The sequence below is a fragment of the Opitutus sp. genome (assembly GCA_024998815.1).
Taxonomy (GTDB): Bacteria; Verrucomicrobiota; Verrucomicrobiia; order Opitutales; family Opitutaceae; genus Rariglobus.
This window is the reverse complement of record JACEUQ010000002.1, coordinates 232,809-253,310: the sequence shown is the minus strand read 5'-3', so window position 1 is coordinate 253,310 and position 20,502 is coordinate 232,809. Positions and strand designations below refer to the sequence as shown.

General features: G+C 58.9%; 19 protein-coding genes. 10 read left to right on the top strand and 9 right to left on the bottom strand.

Annotation, left to right across the window (positions count from 1 at the left end):
- Positions 1–343: 343 nt before the first annotated feature.
- Positions 344–1,411, bottom strand: coding sequence for an IS630 family transposase (locus H2170_08940; protein MCS6300210.1), 1,068 nt, complete (start codon positions 1,409–1,411; stop codon positions 344–346).
- 108 nt (positions 1,412–1,519) lie between these two features.
- Between H2170_08940 and H2170_08935 the strand changes: the two genes are divergently transcribed.
- The 6 genes from H2170_08935 to H2170_08910 all read left to right on the top strand — a co-directional run bounded on the left by H2170_08935 (position 1,520) and on the right by H2170_08910 (position 7,392).
- Entirely contained in the window at positions 1,520–2,719 is a 1,200-nt protein-coding gene (locus H2170_08935; protein MCS6300209.1) for an ISAs1 family transposase, read from the top strand.
- A 47-nt stretch (positions 2,720–2,766) separates the two neighbouring features.
- Complete coding sequence (locus H2170_08930; protein MCS6300208.1) at positions 2,767–3,201, top strand: hypothetical protein; 435 nt, start codon at positions 2,767–2,769, stop codon at positions 3,199–3,201.
- A gap of 153 nt (positions 3,202–3,354) precedes the next feature.
- Entirely contained in the window at positions 3,355–3,747 is a 393-nt protein-coding gene (locus H2170_08925; GenBank protein ID MCS6300207.1) for a hypothetical protein, read from the top strand.
- Between the two features lie 6 nt (positions 3,748–3,753).
- On the top strand, positions 3,754–4,026 hold the full coding sequence (tnpB, locus tag H2170_08920) for an IS66 family insertion sequence element accessory protein TnpB (GenBank protein MCS6300206.1): 273 nt from the start codon (positions 3,754–3,756) through the stop codon (positions 4,024–4,026).
- Positions 4,027–4,041: 15 nt separating this feature from the next.
- Positions 4,042–5,631, top strand: a complete 1,590-nt coding sequence (locus tag H2170_08915) for a transposase (GenBank protein MCS6300205.1) — start codon at positions 4,042–4,044, stop codon at positions 5,629–5,631.
- 252 nt (positions 5,632–5,883) lie between these two features.
- Positions 5,884–7,392 carry an IS66 family transposase gene (locus H2170_08910; GenBank protein ID MCS6300204.1) on the top strand — a complete coding sequence of 503 codons (1,509 nt, stop codon included), beginning with the start codon at positions 5,884–5,886 and terminating at the stop codon, positions 7,390–7,392.
- A gap of 186 nt (positions 7,393–7,578) precedes the next feature.
- On the opposite strand, the gene H2170_08905 is transcribed toward H2170_08910, so the two are convergent.
- From H2170_08905 to H2170_08870, 8 genes are all read right to left on the bottom strand, one after another.
- Positions 7,579–7,809, bottom strand: a complete 231-nt coding sequence (locus H2170_08905) for a hypothetical protein (GenBank protein MCS6300203.1) — start codon at positions 7,807–7,809, stop codon at positions 7,579–7,581.
- A 74-nt stretch (positions 7,810–7,883) separates the two neighbouring features.
- On the bottom strand, positions 7,884–8,159 hold the full coding sequence (locus H2170_08900) for a hypothetical protein (GenBank protein MCS6300202.1): 276 nt from the start codon (positions 8,157–8,159) through the stop codon (positions 7,884–7,886).
- A 345-nt stretch (positions 8,160–8,504) separates the two neighbouring features.
- The gene (locus H2170_08895; GenBank protein MCS6300201.1) at positions 8,505–10,559 is read right to left on the bottom strand and encodes a hypothetical protein; all 2,055 of its coding nucleotides are present in this window, start codon (positions 10,557–10,559) and stop codon (positions 8,505–8,507) included.
- Positions 10,560–11,108: 549 nt separating this feature from the next.
- Positions 11,109–12,512: a hypothetical protein gene (locus tag H2170_08890; protein MCS6300200.1), complete on the bottom strand. Its 1,404-nt coding sequence runs from the start codon at positions 12,510–12,512 to the stop codon at positions 11,109–11,111.
- A 78-nt stretch (positions 12,513–12,590) separates the two neighbouring features.
- Complete coding sequence (locus H2170_08885; GenBank protein ID MCS6300199.1) at positions 12,591–13,676, bottom strand: LacI family DNA-binding transcriptional regulator; 1,086 nt, start codon at positions 13,674–13,676, stop codon at positions 12,591–12,593.
- Positions 13,673–14,740, bottom strand: a complete 1,068-nt coding sequence (locus H2170_08880) for a LacI family DNA-binding transcriptional regulator (GenBank protein ID MCS6300198.1) — start codon at positions 14,738–14,740, stop codon at positions 13,673–13,675. The genes H2170_08885 and H2170_08880 overlap by 4 nt, the downstream gene beginning before the upstream one ends.
- Positions 14,741–15,062: 322 nt before the next feature.
- Complete coding sequence (locus H2170_08875) at positions 15,063–15,320, bottom strand: transposase (GenBank protein MCS6300197.1); 258 nt, start codon at positions 15,318–15,320, stop codon at positions 15,063–15,065.
- 39 nt (positions 15,321–15,359) lie between these two features.
- Positions 15,360–16,106 (bottom strand): IS5 family transposase, encoded by a 747-nt coding sequence (locus tag H2170_08870; protein ID MCS6300196.1) that lies wholly within the window; start codon positions 16,104–16,106, stop codon positions 15,360–15,362.
- A gap of 282 nt (positions 16,107–16,388) precedes the next feature.
- Here H2170_08870 and H2170_08865 point away from each other — a divergent pair, with 282 nt between their 5' ends.
- From H2170_08865 to H2170_08850, 4 genes are all read left to right on the top strand, one after another.
- Positions 16,389–16,499: a transposase gene (locus H2170_08865; protein ID MCS6300195.1), complete on the top strand. Its 111-nt coding sequence runs from the start codon at positions 16,389–16,391 to the stop codon at positions 16,497–16,499.
- Positions 16,500–16,937: 438 nt separating this feature from the next.
- Entirely contained in the window at positions 16,938–18,014 is a 1,077-nt protein-coding gene (locus H2170_08860; protein ID MCS6300194.1) for an IS630 family transposase, read from the top strand.
- A gap of 142 nt (positions 18,015–18,156) precedes the next feature.
- A complete protein-coding gene (locus H2170_08855) occupies positions 18,157–19,650 on the top strand; it encodes a hypothetical protein (GenBank protein MCS6300193.1) in 1,494 nt (497 codons plus the stop codon).
- Positions 19,651–20,208: 558 nt separating this feature from the next.
- Positions 20,209–20,466, top strand: coding sequence for a hypothetical protein (locus H2170_08850; GenBank protein ID MCS6300192.1), 258 nt, complete (start codon positions 20,209–20,211; stop codon positions 20,464–20,466).
- Positions 20,467–20,502: the final 36 nt, after the last annotated feature.

Sequence of the window (20,502 nt, the reverse complement as noted above, 5' to 3'; positions counted from 1 at the left end):
TCTCGAGTGATAAATCGAGTGGTTCAGAGCATTTCAAATTAAGCTGTAGCCGCCTGAAGTAGCGCAGACTTCCAGTCTGCTCATCAGAAAAGCAGGCTAGAAGCCTGCGCTACTTCGAGCCGATCTCGGCTATAACCGTATTTAAAATGCGCTAAAGCGGGGATTCGGCACCGCCGATTCATTGAACAGCTAAACACCTGAATACTAACAAAGGAGCGGAATAAGCGGGACAAGCCCCAGGAAATCATTTTGGCTGGGTGAATGATGCCGGCCGAAACGAACCCGTCGAACCCCCAAGGGGAGGTGATTTCGCTGCGCCACTTGCAGGTGCAGGTGCTAGTGCTTAATTGCGTAGATTAATGATAGTATTTCTGAGTTGGCTTCCCTTGACCTCGCGCTTGCGCCACTTGAACGGCTTGGCATTGGGCAGGTAGGCGGCGACGAAAGCGTCAATGGCCTGACTAAGTTCGGCGACGCTTCTGAAGTTCGCGCCCCGTAGCGCCTTCCTTGTTAGTATGCCGAACCAGATTTCAACTTGATTGAGCCAACTCGCCGAGGTTGGGGTAAAGTGGAAGTGGACATTGGGGTGCCGAGCGAGCCAAGCGTCGCACTTTTTGTGGGTGCAATAATTATCCAAAATCACGTGGAGTTCTCTCTCGGGCGGGTGATCCGCCACCACTTGGTCCATGAACAGCAGGAACTCCTCCCGGCGCTTAAGGGTGGTTTTCTGCGTCTTGATCAAGCCCGTGGCCACATCAAGGGCAGCGAACAAGTTGAGTGTACCGTGGCGCTTGTAGGTGCTTTTGAGTCCCTGGACGATTTTACCATTGTCGGTCTCCACGTAACCGGTGGCGCGCTCTAGGGCTTGGATGCCAGGCTTTTCATCCACACTTATCACCAATGCCTTTTCCGGTGGGCTCAGGTAGAGCCCGACGATATCGGCTGCCTTGGCTGCGAACTGCTTGTCAGTGCTCACGCACCACGAGCGCTGGCGCTGCAGGCAAATGCCCTCCTTGCGCAGCACTCGCCAGACCGCGTGCACCGAGCCGCCGAGCACACGGGCCACCGCTGGACCATCCCAGCGCGCCTGCCCCGGAGGGGGTGGCCCTTCCAATAAAGCCAGCACCCGATCTCGAAAGTCCTCACCGTAGGTGCGCTTCGCGCCCGGCCGTGCCGCATCATCCAGCCCCTTCATGCCAAGCAGCACAAAGCGATCCCTCCACTTTATTACGGTGTTCGGCCTGGTGTTGCAGCGGCGCGCCACCTCTTGCACCTGCTCGCCACTCACGCACCCAAGGATCATCCGGGCGCGCTCAACTCGCTGCCTCGACTCAATCCGGCTGGTTGCCCGTTTTTCTAGGGATTGCTGATCCCCCTCGCTACAAGTGATTCGCACGGCTTTTCGTCCCATCTACAAAGCGGATAAAATATCACTTATTATTGCAAGTAAGCACTAGACAGCCCCGAGTTAAACGCCCGAGCGCAGGGGCTGCTTGAGGAGCATCACTATCTGGGCGCGGTGAAACCGGTGGGCGAGCGGCTGCTGTACGCGGTGAGCGATGCGCAGGGCACCTGGGTGGCGGTGCTGGTGTTTGCGGCGGCGGCGCTGCACCTGCGCGGCCGGGAGGCGTGGATTGGCTGGAGTGGCGAACAGCGCCGACGCCGATTGGCGCTGGTGGTCAACAACGTGCGGTTCCTGCTGCTGCCCAAGCCGGCGGTGCCCAACTTGGGCTCGGCGGTTTTGAGCCGGGTGCTCGGCCGGCTCAGTGCCGACTGGCAGTCGCGTTACGAGCACCCCGTGCTCGTCGTGGAAACCTTCGTCGACCCCGAGCGTTTTACGGGAAGTGTATACAAGGCATCCGGGTGGACCGAGTTGGGCCTGACCAAGGGCAACACGCGTAAGTCGCGCGATTACTACGAGCACCACGCCAAGCCCAAGCGCTTGTTTGTGCGCGAGCTGGAGCCCCGGGCCCGGAGAGCTCTTCAGGCAGGGCAGATCAAACCCTCGCTGGCTGCGGTGGAGGCGAAAGTTCCGGTGCGAAGTACCCTGAAGGCCCCCGATTTAATCAGCCTGGCGGAGGCCTTCCGGCAAGTGCCTGAATACCGCGCCTACATCGGGGCCTATCCCTTGCACGCGCTGCTGGCGATCACGGCGGCGGCCTATCTGGCCGGAGCACCCCGCGGCCAACGTGACCTGGCCGCTTTCGCCCGCCGGCTCTCCCCGGTCCAACGCCAAGCCCTCGGGGTGATCCGCCGCCGCGGCAAATACGGCGCTCCCAGCCAGCCCACCTTTAGTCGGCTGTTCGCCCGCGTTCAGGCCTCGCGCATCGAGGAGGTTTTACTCGCCCACCAACGTCAGGTGCGAGGCGAGCCCCCCGACAGCGAGATCGTGGTCATCGACGGCAAAGTCCCCAAGCACAGCGGCGGACAAAACGTCGTGACCGCGGTTACCTCGCCGAGCTTGTTTTATCTCGGCAGCGAGGTCGTCGCCGAAAAAAGTAACGAGATTCCCGCCGCCCGCGCCCTGTGTGAGAGACTCGATTTGGTCGATAAACTCGTGAGCCTTGATGCCCTGCATACCCAAGCGGACACCGCGCGGGCGATCGTAATGGAGCATGGCGGCGACTACCTGTTCACCGTCAAAGGCAACCAGCCCGGCCTGCAGAAAATCGTAGCCGCGCAAGTGCCCGATCCGGGCGCCCCTTTTTTGACCCGTTAAAAGATCCCGCTGCCGAGCAACGCACGAGCAAGGAAAAGAAGCACCCCGTGACGCGCACCCTGGTGGCGCGCGAGTTGAGCGCGGAAAGCGCCTGCTTCCCCCTGGTGGCGCAAGCAGCGAGAATCTGCCGAAAACGCCACGGCAAGTCACCCGAGACCATTGAGCTGATCACCAGTCGTCCCGCCGCCGAGTTAACTCCCGCCCAATGGCTGGAGGTCAACATCGCGCACTGGGCGATCGAAACCGGTTTGCACGCCCGGCTCGACGCCTCGCGCCAGGATGATCGCTGCCGATTACGCCGCCCGAACGCGGTTCGCCTACACGGTATGTTCAACCGCTGGGCCAACAGCCTTTTCATGCACTGGCGCGGTCAACGAACTAAAAAACGCCACCTTTATACCTCCGACTTTATCGCCCACATGTCCGAAAATCATGACCGTCGCGCGCTCCGCGCACTTACCTCGGTAAACTTCCCGCTATGAATCGGCGCTGGTTCGCCGAGCTGCCTCAGGATATTTGTTTTACATTGGTTCGGGCGGGCGTTCTTTTTGTTTTTCACACCTGCCTTCTGTAAGCGTCTGGCCGGAGACCCACTACCGCAGAAGGGCTGAGTAGGGTAAAGTGGCTGGATGAAAATGATCACAGCGGATTTGGTGGTGGACGAAACCAAGCGGGATACAAAGGGGCGGCGAATTACGCCGAAGCAACGGCGCGAGGAGTTGCTAAATGAGTACGAGCAAAGCGGGCTGACACAGGCCGCGTTTGCGCGGCGTGCAGGGGTTAATTATCCGACATTTGCCTCGTGGGTACAGGGGCGGCGCGAGCGTACCGCAGTGCCACTGCGCCAACGTGATCCGATTCGCACGCAACAGCAGGTGCGGTTTGCTGAAGTGAACCTGCCCGCCTCGACCCAGCGCGCGTTGAGCAGTGACGCCGATTCGTTGAGCGTGACGCTGCCCGACGGGCTGGTGGTTCGAGGGGCCGACGCGGTGGCGCTGGCTGAGCTCGTCAAAGCCTTGCGGGGGTGACTCAAGATGCTCGGCTTTCCCTCGGTACTAAAAGTCTTCCTGGCGATCGAGCCGGTGGACATGCGCAAACAGTTTAACGGCCTGTGGACTCTGGCCGAAGATCGGATGAAGGAGGATCCGCGCCAGGGTGCGTTGTTTGTTTTTACCAACAAAAGCCGAGACCGACTGAAAATGCTCTACTGGGACGGTAGCGGGGTTTGGGTTTTGGCCAAGCGCTTGGAGCAGGGCCGGTTTAGCCTAAATCCGGCAATAGAAACTAGCCAAAAATCACGCAGGTGATTGTTTGGCTGTCATATGCCGCCGTTTTTACCGCCGGAAAAAGCTCACCCCGAGGGTGAGTCAGAAAACCCTGATCACAAGGCAACGCCAAGCGATGCCGCCGAGGTGTTGATTGTGGATACACCCGGAGGACGTTTTCGTGCGCAGTTCGCCCCAGAGTTGCCGGTGAGCCCCTTGGGGGCACTGGTGTTTTTCACGCAGTACTTGTGTGCGACAGGAGGCTTCGAGGCACTGGTTGCGGACACGCCGCTTTGTTACAGCAGCAACCGCGCACACCGCCCTCGCGACGTGATTGGAACCCTGCTTTTGGGGATGCTCTCCGGGCACTATCGCTACGCGCACCTCGCGGCCCTGCGCGGCGACGACATTGCCCCGAGCCTGCTCGGACTTAAGTCGATTGTCAGCGAGGATTGTGTGCGCCGGGCGCTGGCTCGCATCGGTGCCGAGCAGGGGCAGGACTGGTTGCGGCGTCACCTCGACCAAACCTGTCATGGGTTTTTGGATAACCAGTGGATCCTCGACATCGATGTCACCATCAAGCCCATCTATGGACGTCAGGAAGGTGCCAGCATCGGCTATAACCCGCAAAAGCCCGGACGCCCCAGCCACGCCTACCACACCTACTGGATCGCCACCTTGCGCCTGTGTCTGGACGTGGAGGTGCACCCCGGCGATCAATCCGCCGCCGGACATGGTTTTGCGGGGCTGTGGGCGCTCATCGACCGACTGCCAGCCGAGCGCCGGCCCCATCTTTTGCGCGGTGACTGCGCCTATGGCCAGGAGGCGCTGCTCAGTGAAGCTGAAGCGCGTAAACTCAACTATTTGTTCAAACTGCGCCGCACCGCCAAGGCCCGCGAGCTGGTGGCCGCGCTTGAACGCACCACCACCACCGCTTGGACCGACGCCGGACAAGGCTGGCAGGGCTGCGAAAGCTGCCTGCGCCTGCAAGGCTGGAACCGGGCCCGACGTGTGGTGGTCTTGCGCCGTCGCCTCAACGACCAACGCCACCCCCGGGCCCGCCGCCGCCTCGTGCGCGAGCAAGCCGACCACGCTTTGCTGCTGAACATCCCCGACGCGGCCGCCTGCGAGCCGATCATCTACGAACATCAGATCCTCGTTACGAGCCTGCCCTACGAGATCCTTACCCTTGCCACCCTGTATCGGGAACGTGGGGGCGCGGAAAACCCCTTCGACGAGCTCAAGAACCAGTGGAGCTGGTCGGGGTTTACCTCCCAGGAGCTAAACTCCTGTCAGCACGCCGCGCGTTTGGCCGCACTGGTTTACAACTGGTGGACGCTCTATCACCGCCTGCTTCAACCCGGTCAGCACCACGAGGCGGTGAGTACACGTCCCCGTCTGCTCTGCGGAGCGACCCGGCAGAGCGAACACTCCGGTCAACGCCGCCTGGACGTGCGCTTGAGCCATGCCGAGGCACCTCGCCTGAGTGAACTCATCACAAAGCTGGCCAGATGGTTACATGGTATCCTTCATAATGCGGAGCAATGGAGTGTCGCCCAGCGCTGGGGGCAAATCGTAGCGAGGATTTTACAGGAAAACTTCCCTGTACTCGGCCCTGAACCGCCTTTGGCCACCGCCCCAAGCTGATCGCGCTTCCGTTCAGCCTGCCGCAGCACTCTCCACCCTCATCTATCCGACGGGCAACGCCCGCCGGCCGCACTTTCTATTGCCGGATTTAGGTTTAGTTGGCCCTTGGGCGGCAACGGGGTGAAACTCTCGCTCACCCCGGAGGCGTTGACCATGCTGCTGGCGGGCATCGATTTAAAAAATGGCTGCCAAAAAGCATGGTATGAGCGCGGCCCGTAATAGTTGGCATGTCATTTGCTATAAACGGCTTGAGTGTCATCACTGGAACAAGCCAACGAGCGGATCCGATTCCTTGAAGAGGAAATCGCGAACCTGCGTGCGCAGATCGGCTGGCTCAAACAAAAGCTGTTCGGCGGCGGGCAAAGCGAGCGCTTGGACCGGACGCAATTGCAGCTCGAACTCGGTGAACTGGAAAAGCTGGCCGAGGCGGTGGTGGAGACGACCAAGTTGATCAGTTACGAGCGGGCCCGGGCGGTGGAAAAGCGCCCGGTGGCAGCCGAAGTGTTTGCCAAGCTGCCGGTCAAAGAGACCGTGGTGATCGATCCGGAGGAAGTGAAGGCGCAGCCGGAAAGCTTTGAGCGTATCGGTGAAGAGCGGACCTTTGAGGTCGATGTGGTGCCGCCGCAGCTGTTTAAGCGCGAGATCATCCGCCCGAAGTACCGGGTTAAAGCGGACCGGATGCAGCCGCCGGTGGTGGCCCCGGCGCCGGCTCGGGTGGTGCAGGGCGGGTACGCCTCGGCGGGACTTTTGGCCTGGGTAGTGCTGTCCAAATATGTTGATCATCTGCCCCTGTATAGACTCGAGCAGATGTCGGCGCGCTGGGGTGCGCAGATTAGCCGCCAGACCATTGCTGACTGGATCCGCATGACGGCCGACTGTCTCGAACCGCTTTATAAACACATGTACCGGGGGCTGCTGGCGGGCGGCTATATACAAGCCGACGAAACCCCGATCAAATGTAACGACCCCGATGAAAAACGCGGGGGCACGAGTCAAGGATACCTCTGGGTGGTCAGCCGACCGGGTGGCGACGTGGTCTTTGACTGGCGACTGTCGCGTCGCCACGGCGAACTGACCACGTTGCTCACCGACGACTACCGGGGCGTCTTGCAGTCCGACGGCTATGAAGCCTACGCGAGTTACGCCCGCGAGCACCCGGAGGTCAGCTGGGTGGGCTGCTGGGCGCATGCCCGGCGGAAGTTTTTTGAGGCGCAGACTGAAAACCCAAAAGCAGTGCGGGTTGCGCTCAAGCTGATCGGCCGACTTTATGCCTATGAGCGGGGTTGGGACGAAGCCGGGGTTACCCAGGCGGATGTTCGCGCCGAACTGAGAGGTAAACACTTTGCCCGTGCGTTGCGCTGGTTGCGGGCGCTGGCGCAGCGCCTGCAAACGCGGGTCTTGCCCCGCTCGCTGCTGGGCAAAGCTTGTACCTACCTGCTCAACCAGTGGGAGCCGCTGACGGCTCATGTGCGCCACGGCCAAACCCGCATCGACAACAACCTGGTGGAAAACGCCATCCGCCCCTCGGCCATTGGTAAAAAGAACTGGTTGTTTATCGGCCACCCCGACGCCGGCCAGCGCTCGGCGATCATTTACTCGCTGGTCGTCTCCTGCCAACGCCACGGCAAAGATCCCTTTGTTTACCTTCGCGACGTGCTCACCCGCCTGCCCCGTATGACTAACCGCGACGACCTCGGAGCGCTGACTCCAGCGCGTTGGCAGCCGACCGGCATAGTCGAGTTGGTCCCTGCTACCCGCTGATCGCAGGCATAGGGAGCGTAGGCGCTCTTCGTATTGGTAACCATTACGGACCATGGGCTATGTCAGAATGGTTACCATTATGACATGGCTTTGGCTCGATGCTATGACTCATCCGAGGTCGGAGACCGGACGCATACTGCCTTCTGGCAGCATCAAGCACCCTGTCCGAACCTTCTTTTTCGCGGGCTATGGGATGGCTGTGAATCCGATCAGAATCGTAATGATGTCAGCCGGCATTGAACCGATGAACCGACCATCAGAAGTGGCCTGTCGCCACCCAAGCCCGAGATTGGTCAGTTTCCATCCGCGCGCTTTCGCGACAAGCACCGGATAAGCCGCAAGCGCATCCGACGCGCGATACCCTTGTGTGATCGAATCGCCGTAAGCCACATAACGCAGCCGGTCAGGCAGCTTCATCGGAAGAATTTGCGCGGTCTGGTTGACCGTCAGCCCAAGGAAATCGACGGACTCGGCGTAGGGGAGCCAGATTTCTATGTCGCGCAGTGGGCATCTGCGGAATACAATACTGGCACATTCAGAATTCCAGTTCCCGGTCCCTCCACCGCGTAATTGCTGGTTTTCTTGCCGTTCACAACCACGGCGCCAACACCGTTGACCGCGTCGCGGACACGCAGTCCGTTGGCCTGTAGCCGCGCCACAATGACTTTTGCATCCGTGCGAAAAATGTTGCGTGTGTCGGGCGCGTCATTTTCGAGACCATGATCTGCCTTTACCACGCGGCTGAATTGCGCCCGTTCCGCGTTCACATCCGCAACGACAGAACCGGGATAGCTCAGCTCCGGTGCATTCGGCGGAACCGCGCGCCCCCTCCACAGGCTCGTGCGAGCAGGAAGTCGCGATTGTGAAGGTGTGATCGGTGGAGAAAAACAGAGTGATTATTGGGGGCATTGGTTATAGCGGTGACCCAGCGAGAGTGATCGCGGCGGCTATCTGGGCATAAAAGCCTCCCCAAAGGAGCCACGTGAAGAGCGAGAAGAGCGCGGCTTTGGTGTAGGTGAGGGGGCCTGACGTGAAAAACCTTGGCGGGCGGTGCGCCTGTGGCGCTTGGGTTTTAGGTCATGCTTTTGGGGATTTAAAGAAAGGGGGGGAACTCAGGGGTGGAGTTCGATCATCTGATGGCATGAGAACTCCGGCGGGCGGAGAGTCACACGGTCGCCGACGCGCTCGAGCGAGAGCTCGGCACCCTGTGGCACGAGGCGCGCGCCACGGATGTTGGAGGGAAGGGTCAGGGTGACCTCGACGCCAGGCAAGGGAGGCAAATCCTCGATCACTTCCACGCTCTTGCCGCCGGATACGGTCCCGCCTGAGAGCTGTATGACGCCACCACGGTTCACCGTCGGCGCATAGAGCAGGTGCAGAACGTGGCGGTTTGCTTTCGGCTGCGTGGTGAGCGTGACCCGCGCGGTGGAAGGCAAGTTAGTCGAAAGCGTGAGCGTGTTGCCCAAGAATGCACGAATCGCCTTTACGATAAACTCGCGGTAGGCCACCGCCCCATAAGCGCGGTAATTCCGGAAGACCGGATGCGCAAAGTAGATGATGCTACCGTTACGCACACCGCAGTCGAAGCCCGAGGGCTCCTCCTGATTCGGTGTGTGCTGGTGGCTGCAGAAATGGTCCCACTTCCGATTGAAATAGGGATCGAATATCTGTCCGAGTGATTCACCTTTTGTCACACGGATACGATGCGAACGCTCATACATAACTTGTGGCATTTTGACAAAAGCGGCGCGTAATTCGGGCACGGGGAGAAGGTAGTCGTGGCCGCGATTGCGCTCGTTGTCCGGCGGATAATACGGGCTGAGACCGTCGTATTCCGCACCGATATCGAACGCGAATTCGGCGCGTTCTTTCCAGAGCCCGCTCTCGCCGGAGAGGATCAGTTTGCCGCCCTGGGCGAGGTAGGTGTCGAGCTTAGCTTTCAGCGCCGCATCAATCCGGATGTCGTCGGGTAGAACAAGCGCCTGGTAGCGGGCGAAATCCATCGTCCGATCAATCAGTCCGAAGAGAAAATGGCTCTCCAGGAAGACGCGGCACGATCCCTCGTCGGAAAGCGCTTCGCGTTGGGTGCGGCTTTCGGCTTCACTGGAAAGAATGGCGAGATCGAAGACCTGCTCGGCGCCGACGCACCATGGTTCCTTGTCACGAACATCGCGGTAGGCCTCGCCGATGATTTCGTAAGTCGAGGCGTCGAGAGTGCCATTCGGGTGAAGCTGGTCTCCGACGCTGCATTTTGCACCGTAGGCCAGCATCGCCGCGCATTCGTAGCGGAGGGCATTGGGATGTTTGTAGCCGCCGAATTCGCCCCACGTGGTGTGAAATTTTCCCGTCATCCCGAGGAAGTCGAGCGGAAGGTTGCAGGCATACTTGGCAGACATCGGGAAGTGGTCGTAGCCCCAGCCGCCGGTCGGGAGGGACTCGAGTTCCAGATGGCTGAAATACGGTAAAATATCTTGGCGCCCTCGCGAAATGTGACCGGCGTTGTGGATGATCGGCATATCAGCACGAAGCGATTTTGCTGCCTCGGTGGTGCGCTGATAGTATTTCTCCAGGGCAAGCCGTGAAGATTCCTTCCGATCTTCCTCCTTTTCGGGATCCAAGCCGTTGGCTTTCATGAAGTCGAGGCTCCAGCGCCCGCAGGATTGGTTCTGGTTGATGATGTCGAGGAAGATGCCGTCGCAATCCGGAAACAGGCGAACCGCTTCGCGAATCTGCGCGCAGAGGTAATCAAGGTAGGGGCTGTGAAAATCCATCAAGTGGAACCCGGCCTGGAGCGAGCTCTTGGCCCAACCGGTATAGGTGCCGTCCTTGTTTACCTCGCGCCATTCAGGATGGTCGTAGGAAGCGAGGTTATCCACGCCTGCGGAGAGGTAGACCGGTGCGTTGATGCCCGCCTCCTTAGTGGCCTCGTATTGCTTGCGCAGCAGGTCGACGGAAAGTTTAGGGTGTATTTTTCCGACTTTGGTCGGATGGTAGCTCCAGCCATGGTGGCACTTTGAAAACAGCGTGATCGAGTCGACTGCGGCGGTCTGAAGCGTTTCCTGCCAGCGCTTTTTGTCGAATTTTTGCCCGATGCCGAGAATGTGCGGCGAAGTGTGGAAGTCGAGGTGGATCTGGCGGTAGCGGAGTGGATGTAGGGTTGGAGTCATTTCGAGATTTGCTTAGGTTGAGGTGATCGGGATGTCGTGACTATTTTGCCTCTAGGGCTTAACATTTCAGTTTTTAAAGAATTCGTTTTCGATGATCAGGCAGAGGGTGTGATAAATGGGGAGGTGGAGTTCATGGATTTCCAAGGTGCGGGTGCCGGACACGCGGTGGCATAAGGTCGCAAAGCCCGGCTAGGCTGCCGCTGGATTCGTCGGTCAGTCCGAGCACCTTGAGCCAGCGCGCACGAGCGACTTCGGCGGCTGTGTAAATATTGGCGGCGTTTGCCGGTGGTAGAGATGCCGATGAGCAGGCTGCCGGGCCGTCCGAGTGCAATGACGAGCTGTGCGAATTCAAGGTTGTGATCGATGTCGTTGGCGACGGCGGGGCGCAGCGCTGGAAAGCCGATGAGCGGGATGAAGGGGACCGCTTGTTGAAGCTTGTCGGCAAGCTCCGAGGGGAGTCCGGAGCGTTGTTCCGAAGAGAGCGGGCGGCGTGACTCGAAGTCTTCAAGGAGTTCACCTGCCCAGTGGTCGTTGCCGTGCTGCTGTTCATTAGTCCACGCGAGACCGACACTTCCAGTCCTGATACAAGCGCCAGAGGAAGAAGAGGGCGATGGCGCTCCAGCAAATGCTCCATACCGGAATGTAGCGGTAAGCGTAATCGCTGCCGTCGTGGAGGTACTTCATGAGGTCGAGAAAAAGCCCGCCTAGGAGTCCACCCAAGATGGAGGCCAGAGCGCGCACCAGCGCGTTAGCCGAGCAGAACTGTCCGAAGCGATCCAGCGGCAGCACGCGCATGTTCATCGGCATCAGCATGGCCTCGGTGAGGACGGTGAAGGGGAGATTGATAGCGCTGATCGAGATCGCGATGTTGAACGCGGTGGCGGGGGAAAAATCGAAGAACAGCCAGACCAGGCCTAGGGGCAGAAAAAACAGGTTCACCAGCTTCACCCACACCAGTACCCGCAGGGGATGGAAGCGGTCGCCTAGCACCCCGGCCGGGACGGTGAGCAACATGTTCATGAAGCTCACGGCGCCGCCGATCATTCCGATCTGCGCGAGGTCGAGCCCAATATCTTTTTGTAGAAAAACATTAAAAATCCCGAGCGTGCCCGCGATGGCCCAGCAGGCAGTGCACAAAAATAGATTCCAGTAGTAGCGCTGGCTGTAGCACTCGGTGATGTAGGTTTTTATCTGGGCAAGAAAGCCGCTACGTGCTTTTTCTTCGAGAGGCAACGGAGGGTATTCGCCCTCCTTCACCTTCCAGCACATGAGGCCCATGCCGATGGAATACACGATGGCCGCACCCACGTAGATTTCGGTCATGTGGGTCGACGCATGCTTGAAGATGAAGAACCCAAAAATCATCGACTCAAAGTTCGATACGACACGGAAAAGACCAAGAAAGCGTCCCATGAAATTGCGTGGGACGACGTCATTGAAAAGATACCAGAAGACCGAGTTCACGAACATGTCGAAGAACTTGAAGGCCACCATAAAAACGCCAATGCAGGCGATCGTAACTGTGGACTGCGTAAGCCCCCAAGTGGTGGGCATGAGGCCATGCAGGGCTTTGCCGATCTGCTCGGAAAAGCCAAGCAGCAGAAGGCAGCCGGTCAAAAACGGCAGCGTGTAGAGGATGTAGGGAATCCGGCGCCCCAGCGGCCCGCGGTGGCGGTCGCTTTTGAAGCTCACCCAAGGGGACACCGTCATATTAAGCATACCAGGAAGCGTGGTCATTATCAGCGCAATGGCCCAATTCGGCGCCTCCAGACTCCGCAGCTTGAGCGGTATGAACGCCGGGTTGAGAGACTCCATGGCTTGGAAACAAAAGTCGCCCCAAAGTAGCCAGCCGAACAACGCCACCACACCTGACTTGGTGTAGGTCAACGTCCCAACGCTGAAGCGGTTCGAGGACGATACGGGCTGGGGCGGCTCTTGGGTAGATTCTTTCATTAGGGTAATATAGGTAGTTTAAAGAAAAGCAGGTAACACCATTATGTGAAGGGGCAAAATTCGAAACATAATTCATGTTTATCGTCGCAACCTGCCCTCCACGCCTAATTCCTTCCCCAAGCGGCAGCTGTTGCCTTCCTGGAAACGGCTCAAGATACGGACGGTTTGGGGCATTGCGGCAAGGCCCTGTTCGTATTGTCGCAACTGGGTAGCCATTAAATTCACAGCCGCGGCACCGATCAGGGCTCCGGGATAAACGAGACCGGTAAGATTCTGGCTGCGGGTTGGGGGGGCGGAAGGAGTGCCCCATTCCATTGATAACGGGCCATCGAGATCGAGCAGGAAAAGGTCGGGAGGCATGGGGTGGCTACACGGCAACGCCTCGCGCCAACGGACGACTTCGCCCAGCGCGGTCACCACCACGTCCGGACGGAATTCGCGGCACCAACGGCGGAACTCCTGCTCCGCACCCGGGCCACCCAAACGCAATGAGGGAACTTGATGCTTCGCAGGCAGCCATAATTGGCGCTCAATGAAGGCGCCCATCCACTGGCAGGCGCGGGCGTCAGGAGCACTAGGGCCGACCATACCCGGCTGCGTATAGCCCGCCGCAAGCAACCTCGAGAAGACGCGCTGCATCTCGTCGTAATGGTGCTGGGCCGCCCGGTGAACTTGAGTGAGAGGTTGGCAATAATCCGCAGCGGCAACCGCCAGATTATCCAAGGGCATTGCGATGGGAGCACATTCCGCCGCCAAGGGCCCGAACACCACGCCGTTCACCCCGCGGGCGCCGAGAATGCTGCCGATACGCCTCCAGCCCGGATTAGCGGGATTCACGTGAAAGTAACCCGCTGTGAGGTCCAACGTCTTTGCCCGTTCCCGCACTCCCTGCCAGATCGCGGCCATCCATGGCCGGTTCTCCAAGCTCGCTTCCGGTTCGCCGCAGAGAAACATAATCATTGCTCGGTAAGCGACCCGGTCGCCGCGCCTGCTGACGTTCCAGGCCGAATGGAACGGATTGCGCCGGTAGCCCTGCTTTTGCAGAACCGCTAGCACCCGTAAACGCGTTTCTTTCGCGACCGTGGGATGATTGTGGATCACCCGGGACACGGTCATGCTCGACACTCCGGCCTCTTTGGAGACTGAAATGAGGGTCGCCTTCATGCCCGGATCATCTCCTTTTGGGGCGCGCGCAGCGTGCGCCCCTCCACGAACGAATCGGCGAAAGTCTGCACAATATCGGCCCGAGCAGGCAGTCCGGTTTCGCCGTGGTAGAGCATCGCGGCCAGCGTATCCACCGCACTGCGCCCAAGTTCCGCGCCCGGTTGCGGGATCCCCGCAGCATGCCGGGTCGCCGGAAGATTCTTGCGAAGGCCGAGGTGAAAATAGCCGACCTCCTCCGGGATTCTCAGCCCTTCCTCGTGCAGCCATGCCAGATACTCGGCGATGCCGCCGCTCACGACCACATCCGGGCGATATCTCCGGAACCACAGCAAATACGCGGCCTTGCACGGGGCGAGGTCTCCCTCCATTACCAGTCGCAAAGGCGGCACCTCCAGCGCCTCGGGAAACGATTCGCGACAGGCCAAAAAATCCGCAGTGTGCCGGCTACCACCGATTTTTTCTGTGACCAAGCTGCCGACATAGCCGGGCCGCCGATAGCCACGCTGGCGCAGCTCCTCCATGACGTGGCGCATCGTTTCAAATCCGTGTGAGGCCAACGTGTGCACCGGCGGGTGATCTCCGGTAAAGCCGATCGCCACCACCGATAGCTCATCCCATGGCAGCTTGACCGGTGGCGAGCCCGGCGGGAAGCGCGCAAGGATGATCGCCCGGATGCCGCGCTTGCGGATCTGGTCCACCGTGCGCTCCGAGCCATCGGTGCGGTGATTGAGATAGAAAATCTCGATCGAGAATCCGAGCTCGCGCGCCCGCTGGCGCGCCGCAATCCAGGCGGCGGTGAGGAAAAAATTCTTAGCATATTCCGCGCGGCTGTGGCCGGCCAAGTAGAGCATCGGCATGCGAGAAAGCCTGGCCTCGGGGTTGCGCACGCGAGCCATCCACTCGCCCACCAGTGGATTGAGCAGGAACCCGATTTGTTGAGCCGCAACCTGCACCTTTTCCCGGGTAGCCGAGCTGACCAGCGGGCTGCCCTGTAATGCGCGGTAAATCGTAGCTCGGGAACAACCGGTAATGGACTTCAATTTATGGAGTAGCTCGGCGGACATTTTAGTAAAAGCGTGACCTGGGTCGAATGGCAGCACGAGAAAATACGCCGATCATCAGAGACTGCCGCACCACGTTTGAAACAGGGTATCGCTAAAGGCGGGTAGTTTTCAGGAATGCTCAGCAAAAAGACGATTTATGGTAGTGGGTGAGGTGTAAAATGAAAACCACCAACTGAAGGAATAAAGGGAGGTCCTAATTTCATTTCCTGATGTGATTTTTAATCATCCCGCTGAGGCGAGTGTGAGTGCACTCGCAAAAAGCGTGGGTTAACAGGTGTTTAATATTATGGTTTCACGCGGTTTGAGTCCGGGGAAGGAGCGCTCAGGCAGTGCATTGAGCCCGACCGGTGACCAGTTGCACGCAACGGCACAGGTTGTAGCACCGGTTCATCATGCCGATCTGATACTCGTTGCGAACCCGGCCGACTCCACGGTTAGAAATGCGCCCGAGGGACTTTTCCATGAACGCAAAAGGGTGTTCGACCCGCGCCCGCGCCTTCGACTTGCGGGTGTTGGCCAGCTGTTGCTCTTCGGTCAGTGGGGCCGCTCGGCTGCCTTTCTCGTGGATGTAATTGTGCACGCCTTTGGCCAGCAGGTCCGCTTCGATTTTCTCACCCGTTTAGGCCGAGTCCGCATGCACCGCACTATCACCGGGGGTGAGCAAATCCGCCATCACCTGGCTGTCGTGGGTGGAGGCCGGGGGCACGATAAACGCATGAATCATTTTGGTTTTGGCGCCCATTTTCACGTGATTCTTGTAGCCGTAAAACGACTGGCCGTTTTTCTGCGTCCATCTCGCGTCTACATCTTTACGCGCCAGTTTATTCGGCTGCTTGAGCCACCCCGGCGGAGTCTCGCCTTGTTTGATCTTCGTGTTGTCTTCACGCGAGTTGCGCTGCTTCGGCACCGCGACAAACGTGGCGTCCACCATGACGCCCTCCTTCACCAGCAAGCCCCTTTCGGCCAACTGCCGGTTGAACGCCTCGAACAGCTCCCGGGCACCATCCGCCTTGGCCAACTGATCGGCATACAGCCAAATCGTGCGGCTGTCCGGCACCGCGTCGCCCAAACCGAGTCCGGCGAAGCGCAAGAACGACAAGCGGTTCCTGAGTTGATACTCCATCTGCTCGTCGGAAAGATTATACAGGCGTTTGAGCACCAGCACCCGCACCATCACACCGGCATCCCACGGCTTGGCTCCGCACGGTGCTTTTTTGTCCGCCCCCGCACGCCAGATTTTTCCGGCCACCACCACCAATGGCTCCCACCGGATATATTTGGCCAACTCCACCAGGCGGTCGCCGTGCTGCGTCAAGGACTCCAGCGACGCGTGATCTCCAAAGAATGTATATTGATTCAGGCTCATTGAGATATACGCTATGCATAACTTATGTCATTGTTCATCATTTATATGCTAAATTTAGGAGTTCCCTAAAGCATCACCTGACCGGCGAAGGAAAATAATATGAAGAAGGTAGCGCGCGAGCAAATGCTGGGGCTTTTACAAGACGAAGAACCTCTCAAGGAGATGTTGCTGTAGATGATTCAATCGGCGTTGGAAGCCGAGATGGACGAGGCGCTTGGGGCCGGCAAAAATGCACCCAGCGATGGAAGGCGAGGCTACCGCAGTGGCCACTAACGCCGGAAGCTGCCCACCCGGCTGGGCACACTGGAGCTGCGTGTGCCGCAGGACCGGGATGGACTGTTTACCACCGAAGTGTTCGCGCTTTACCAACGTAGTGAGAAGGCGCTGCTTTAAGTGCTCGCCGAGATGTATGTGCAAGGGTTTCCACGCCTAAGATGAGGGTCGTAGCCGAGGAACTGTGCGGGCATGGCCTTCAACCCGAACGCCGCAGTTGAAGCGCGATTTGTCATTCGCAAGAGGCGGTACAATTCCACTTCTGCTTCCTGGCGGAACATGTTCGAAAGCTTTTTTCGCGACCTTACCGTCAATCGACTCCGCCGCATCATTTTCGAGAGCCTCGACGAAATGCTCATCGTCATCGTAACCTATTAAGCCGATCACAATCGCTCGCCTAGCCCTTGTTCTGGACGGCCAAGGCCTCCGACATCTTCGCCAAGGTTTAGCGTGCACGCTCTACCATTAAGAATAAGTAACGACATTTGTCGTCCACTACACTAGTGTAGTGTGCGAGAAATAGCGTAACTAAATTAACGGCCGAGCGTCTGTAGCTGAATGAGAAAAGCAGCCCCAGTTAATTTGAAGGAGGAGCAGAAGGCCGAATTGAGCGCATGGGCGAAACGAGGCGGCACACCGCAGAAGCATGCCCAGCGGTGCCGGATCGTGCTGCTTGCCGCTGAAGGCAACGGCAACGAATGGATCGGCAATAAGTTGGGAATGAGTCGGCAGAAGGTGGCGCGCTGGCGGGGGCGTTATTTGGAGTCGGGGTTGCCGGGACTGCTACGGGACCGTGCCGGGCGAGGTCGTCGCGCCAAGATCAAGCCGGAGGACAAGGCCGAACTGATACGGCGCACACTGGAGGAAACACCTCCCATGGCGACACAGTGGAGCACGCGGCGCATGGCGGCAGTCAGCGGACTGGCCGCCAGCAGCGTAGGCTTGATCTGGCGCAACCACGGAGTGAAACCGCACCTGGTGCGGGGCTTCAAATTATCGAAGGACAAGCGCTTTGTGGAGAAGCTCGAGGAGATCGTCGGGCTCTATCTCAACGCCCCCGAGCACGCCTTGGTTTTGTGCTGCGATGAAAAAAGCCAGATCCAAGCTCTGGACCGCAGCCAACCCGGCCTGCCTTTGCGACAAGGCAAGGTGGCAACCCAAACCCACGACTATAAGCGTCACGGCACCACAACACTCTTCGCCGCCCTCAATATGGCCGACGGAAAGGTCATCGGTACCTGCCAAAAACGCCACCGCCATCAGGAATGGTTGAAGTTCCTGCGCCTGATCGACGCGAGCACCCCGCCCGACAAGCCCCTGCACCTCATCGTCGACAACTATGCCACCCACAAGCACGAGAAGGTCCGCCGCTGGCTGGCCAAGCACCCTCGTTTCACGATCCACTTTACCCCAACGTCGGCTTCCTGGCTGAACATGGTCGAACGCTTTTTCCGTGATCTTACCGTCAATCGCCTCCGCCGCAGCATCTTCAGGAGCCTCGACGAACTGCTCGCTGCCATCGAAACCTACTTGGCCGATCATAACCGCTCGCCCAAACCCTTCATCTGGACTGCCAAGGCCTCCGACATCCTCGCCAAGGTTCAGCGCGCCCGCTCATCGATCAATAATAAGTAGTGTTATTTATCGTCCACTACACTAGGTAGAGCCTGTCCCGAAAGCATAAAAACCTAGCAGTGAACTATTAGCATAAGTTTAATGATGCCTAAAGAGGGGTAATTCCCTGGTTTTGGTCAAAAAAAAGCCGCTATAATCGGCCATGAAGTCAAAACCCGTATCCGCCACCTCGGCCATTGCCCTGCAACGCTGGTTGCGTCCGGCGCTAACGCCAGTCGGTGCCAATAAAGATTACGCCGAGTTTCGCCAGCAATTGGAAGGACTCGACGCGTTGTTGCGTGGCAGCCACTTGGAGACGATGGCGATGGACTTTGCCAAGGCGGGGGCAGGCCAAGCCAGTGTCGCACAACTACGCCAGCGTATGGAGTTTGCGCTCAAAGCGTTACGCTTTGAAGTGTTGCGGGTGCATTTGGGCAACATATCCTTTCGCGAGCTTTCCCGTAGCATTGCCTCAAGTGATTTACTGGCGGATTTTTGCGGTGTTCGCACGCTTGAGGGAATCAAGGGGGCGTCCAAAAGTGTGCTGGAGCGGGCCTCGAAGTTTTTCACCGCCGAACAGGTGCGCTGGATGGGGCAAGTGTTGGTGGAGATGTGCGGCGAGAAGGATCGCGCCACTGAACTCGGGTTGAGCGCGCCGCTGGACATGGATGTTTGCCTCATCGACGGCACGTGCTTGGAGACCAACATCCACTTCCCGGTGGACTGGGTGCTGTTGCGTGATGTGTCCAAGACTTTGCTCAAGGCCATGATTTTAATCCGCCGCGCTGGACTGCTCCACCGTATGCCTGAAGAGCCGGAGTGCTTTGCCAAGCAGATGAACAAGTTGTGCATGTCAATGACCCACGCAGGCCGCCGCAACGACGCCAAGCGCGCGCGTAAACAGATCCTGCGCAAGATGAAGACGCTGTTACGCACGATCGGAGAACATGCCCGCCGCCACCGCGACCTGTTGGCGCAGAAGTATAGCCAAACCCATTACAGCCAACGCCAAACCAAGCGGATAACCACCCGCATCGACGCTATGCTCGGCCAACTGCCCGCCGTCATCAAGCAGGCCCACGAGCGCATCATCGGCGGACGCCCGGTGCCCAACGACCAAAAGATCCTCAGCGTGCATGAACTTGATGTGAACGTACTGGTTCGCGGCAAAGCAGGGAGCCAAGTCGAGTTTGGCAACTCGTTGCTGTTGAGCGAGGCGCTCTCCGGTTTAATCACCGACTGGCAACTCTACCAGGGCGCGGCTCCGGCAGAATGGTGCCAACTCGAGGAAAGCCTGGCGCGGCAGAACCGCTTTGACCTGAGTGCGCCGATTAGCGCGGTCGGCACCGACCGCGGCTTCGCCACCAAAAAAACTTCCGCAATGCTCAAGCAACAAGACGTTTACGATGCGGTATGCCCGCGTGATCCGCACGCGCTCAAGGAGCGTTTGAGCGAAAAACGCTTCGCCCAATTGCAGCGGCGCCGTTCGGCGACCGAAGCGCGCATTGCGATCCTCAAACAACGCCTCGGCGGACGCTTGCGCTGTAAAGGGTTTGCCAACCGCTACCGTTCGGTGGGTTGGAGTGTACTCGGTCACAACCTCTGGCTGGTGTCACGAATCCTTGCCGAGGAAATAACACTTCCGCTGGCCGCTTAATTCAATTTTCCGGCAAAAATGTGAATAACCCTGGGGCTCGCCCCGGCTTTGCCGTACCTTACTACCGCGCTTGGGGGCGGGAAAAATCGATTCGGGCCGCCGTTTAACGTCGCTGGGGTGATTCGTGCCACCTCGTTCGCCCGCAATCCCAATGGACCTCTGCGCACTTTTTAAAAATCCGGAAATTTGGGACAGGCTCTATATAGAGCCTCTGGAGTTTGGCCCCTGACTAGTCGAACGCAGATCAGCCGAATCCTTGAGCTCACGCTCAAGGCCACACTCTTCGCGAACACACTCCTTGTGGCCTTGAGCGTGAGCTCAAGGATTCGGCGCACCGCAGCCAGAAAAAACACCTCGTGCTCACGCACGAAGCCACACCGAGCCAAAGCCACCCAGGCAAAGGCACACTCCAGGCCGCACCCGCCCGAACGTGGCCTTGAGCGTGAGCTCAAGGTCTGGAGTTTGGCCTCTGACTAGTTGGCCCGGAGAAGGCCGTAGAGATAAATGGGGCGTCGGGCCCATGGGAAAAAGCGTGGCCATGAACGATGGTGTCGGACCATGAGCACCACCACCAAAGTTCAGCGCATCATCCGCAAAAACAGTGAGCAGTGGTATGTGACATTACCCGCTTCCATCGCCCAGACGATGGGGTTCGCCAAGTCGGAGGCCGTCGAGTGGACCGTCACCGACGCGCATCATTTGGTCCTCTCACGCAGTCTGGTCGCGCCCGTTATGCCGGTCACGCCCGAGCTGGTGGACGTAGGCGTTAAAAAAAAGTCCAGTTGGGTTTATCCGATCGGCTGGGACGACTTATGAAACGGGCTTGTGCTGCGGCTTGCGCCGCCCCCGAGT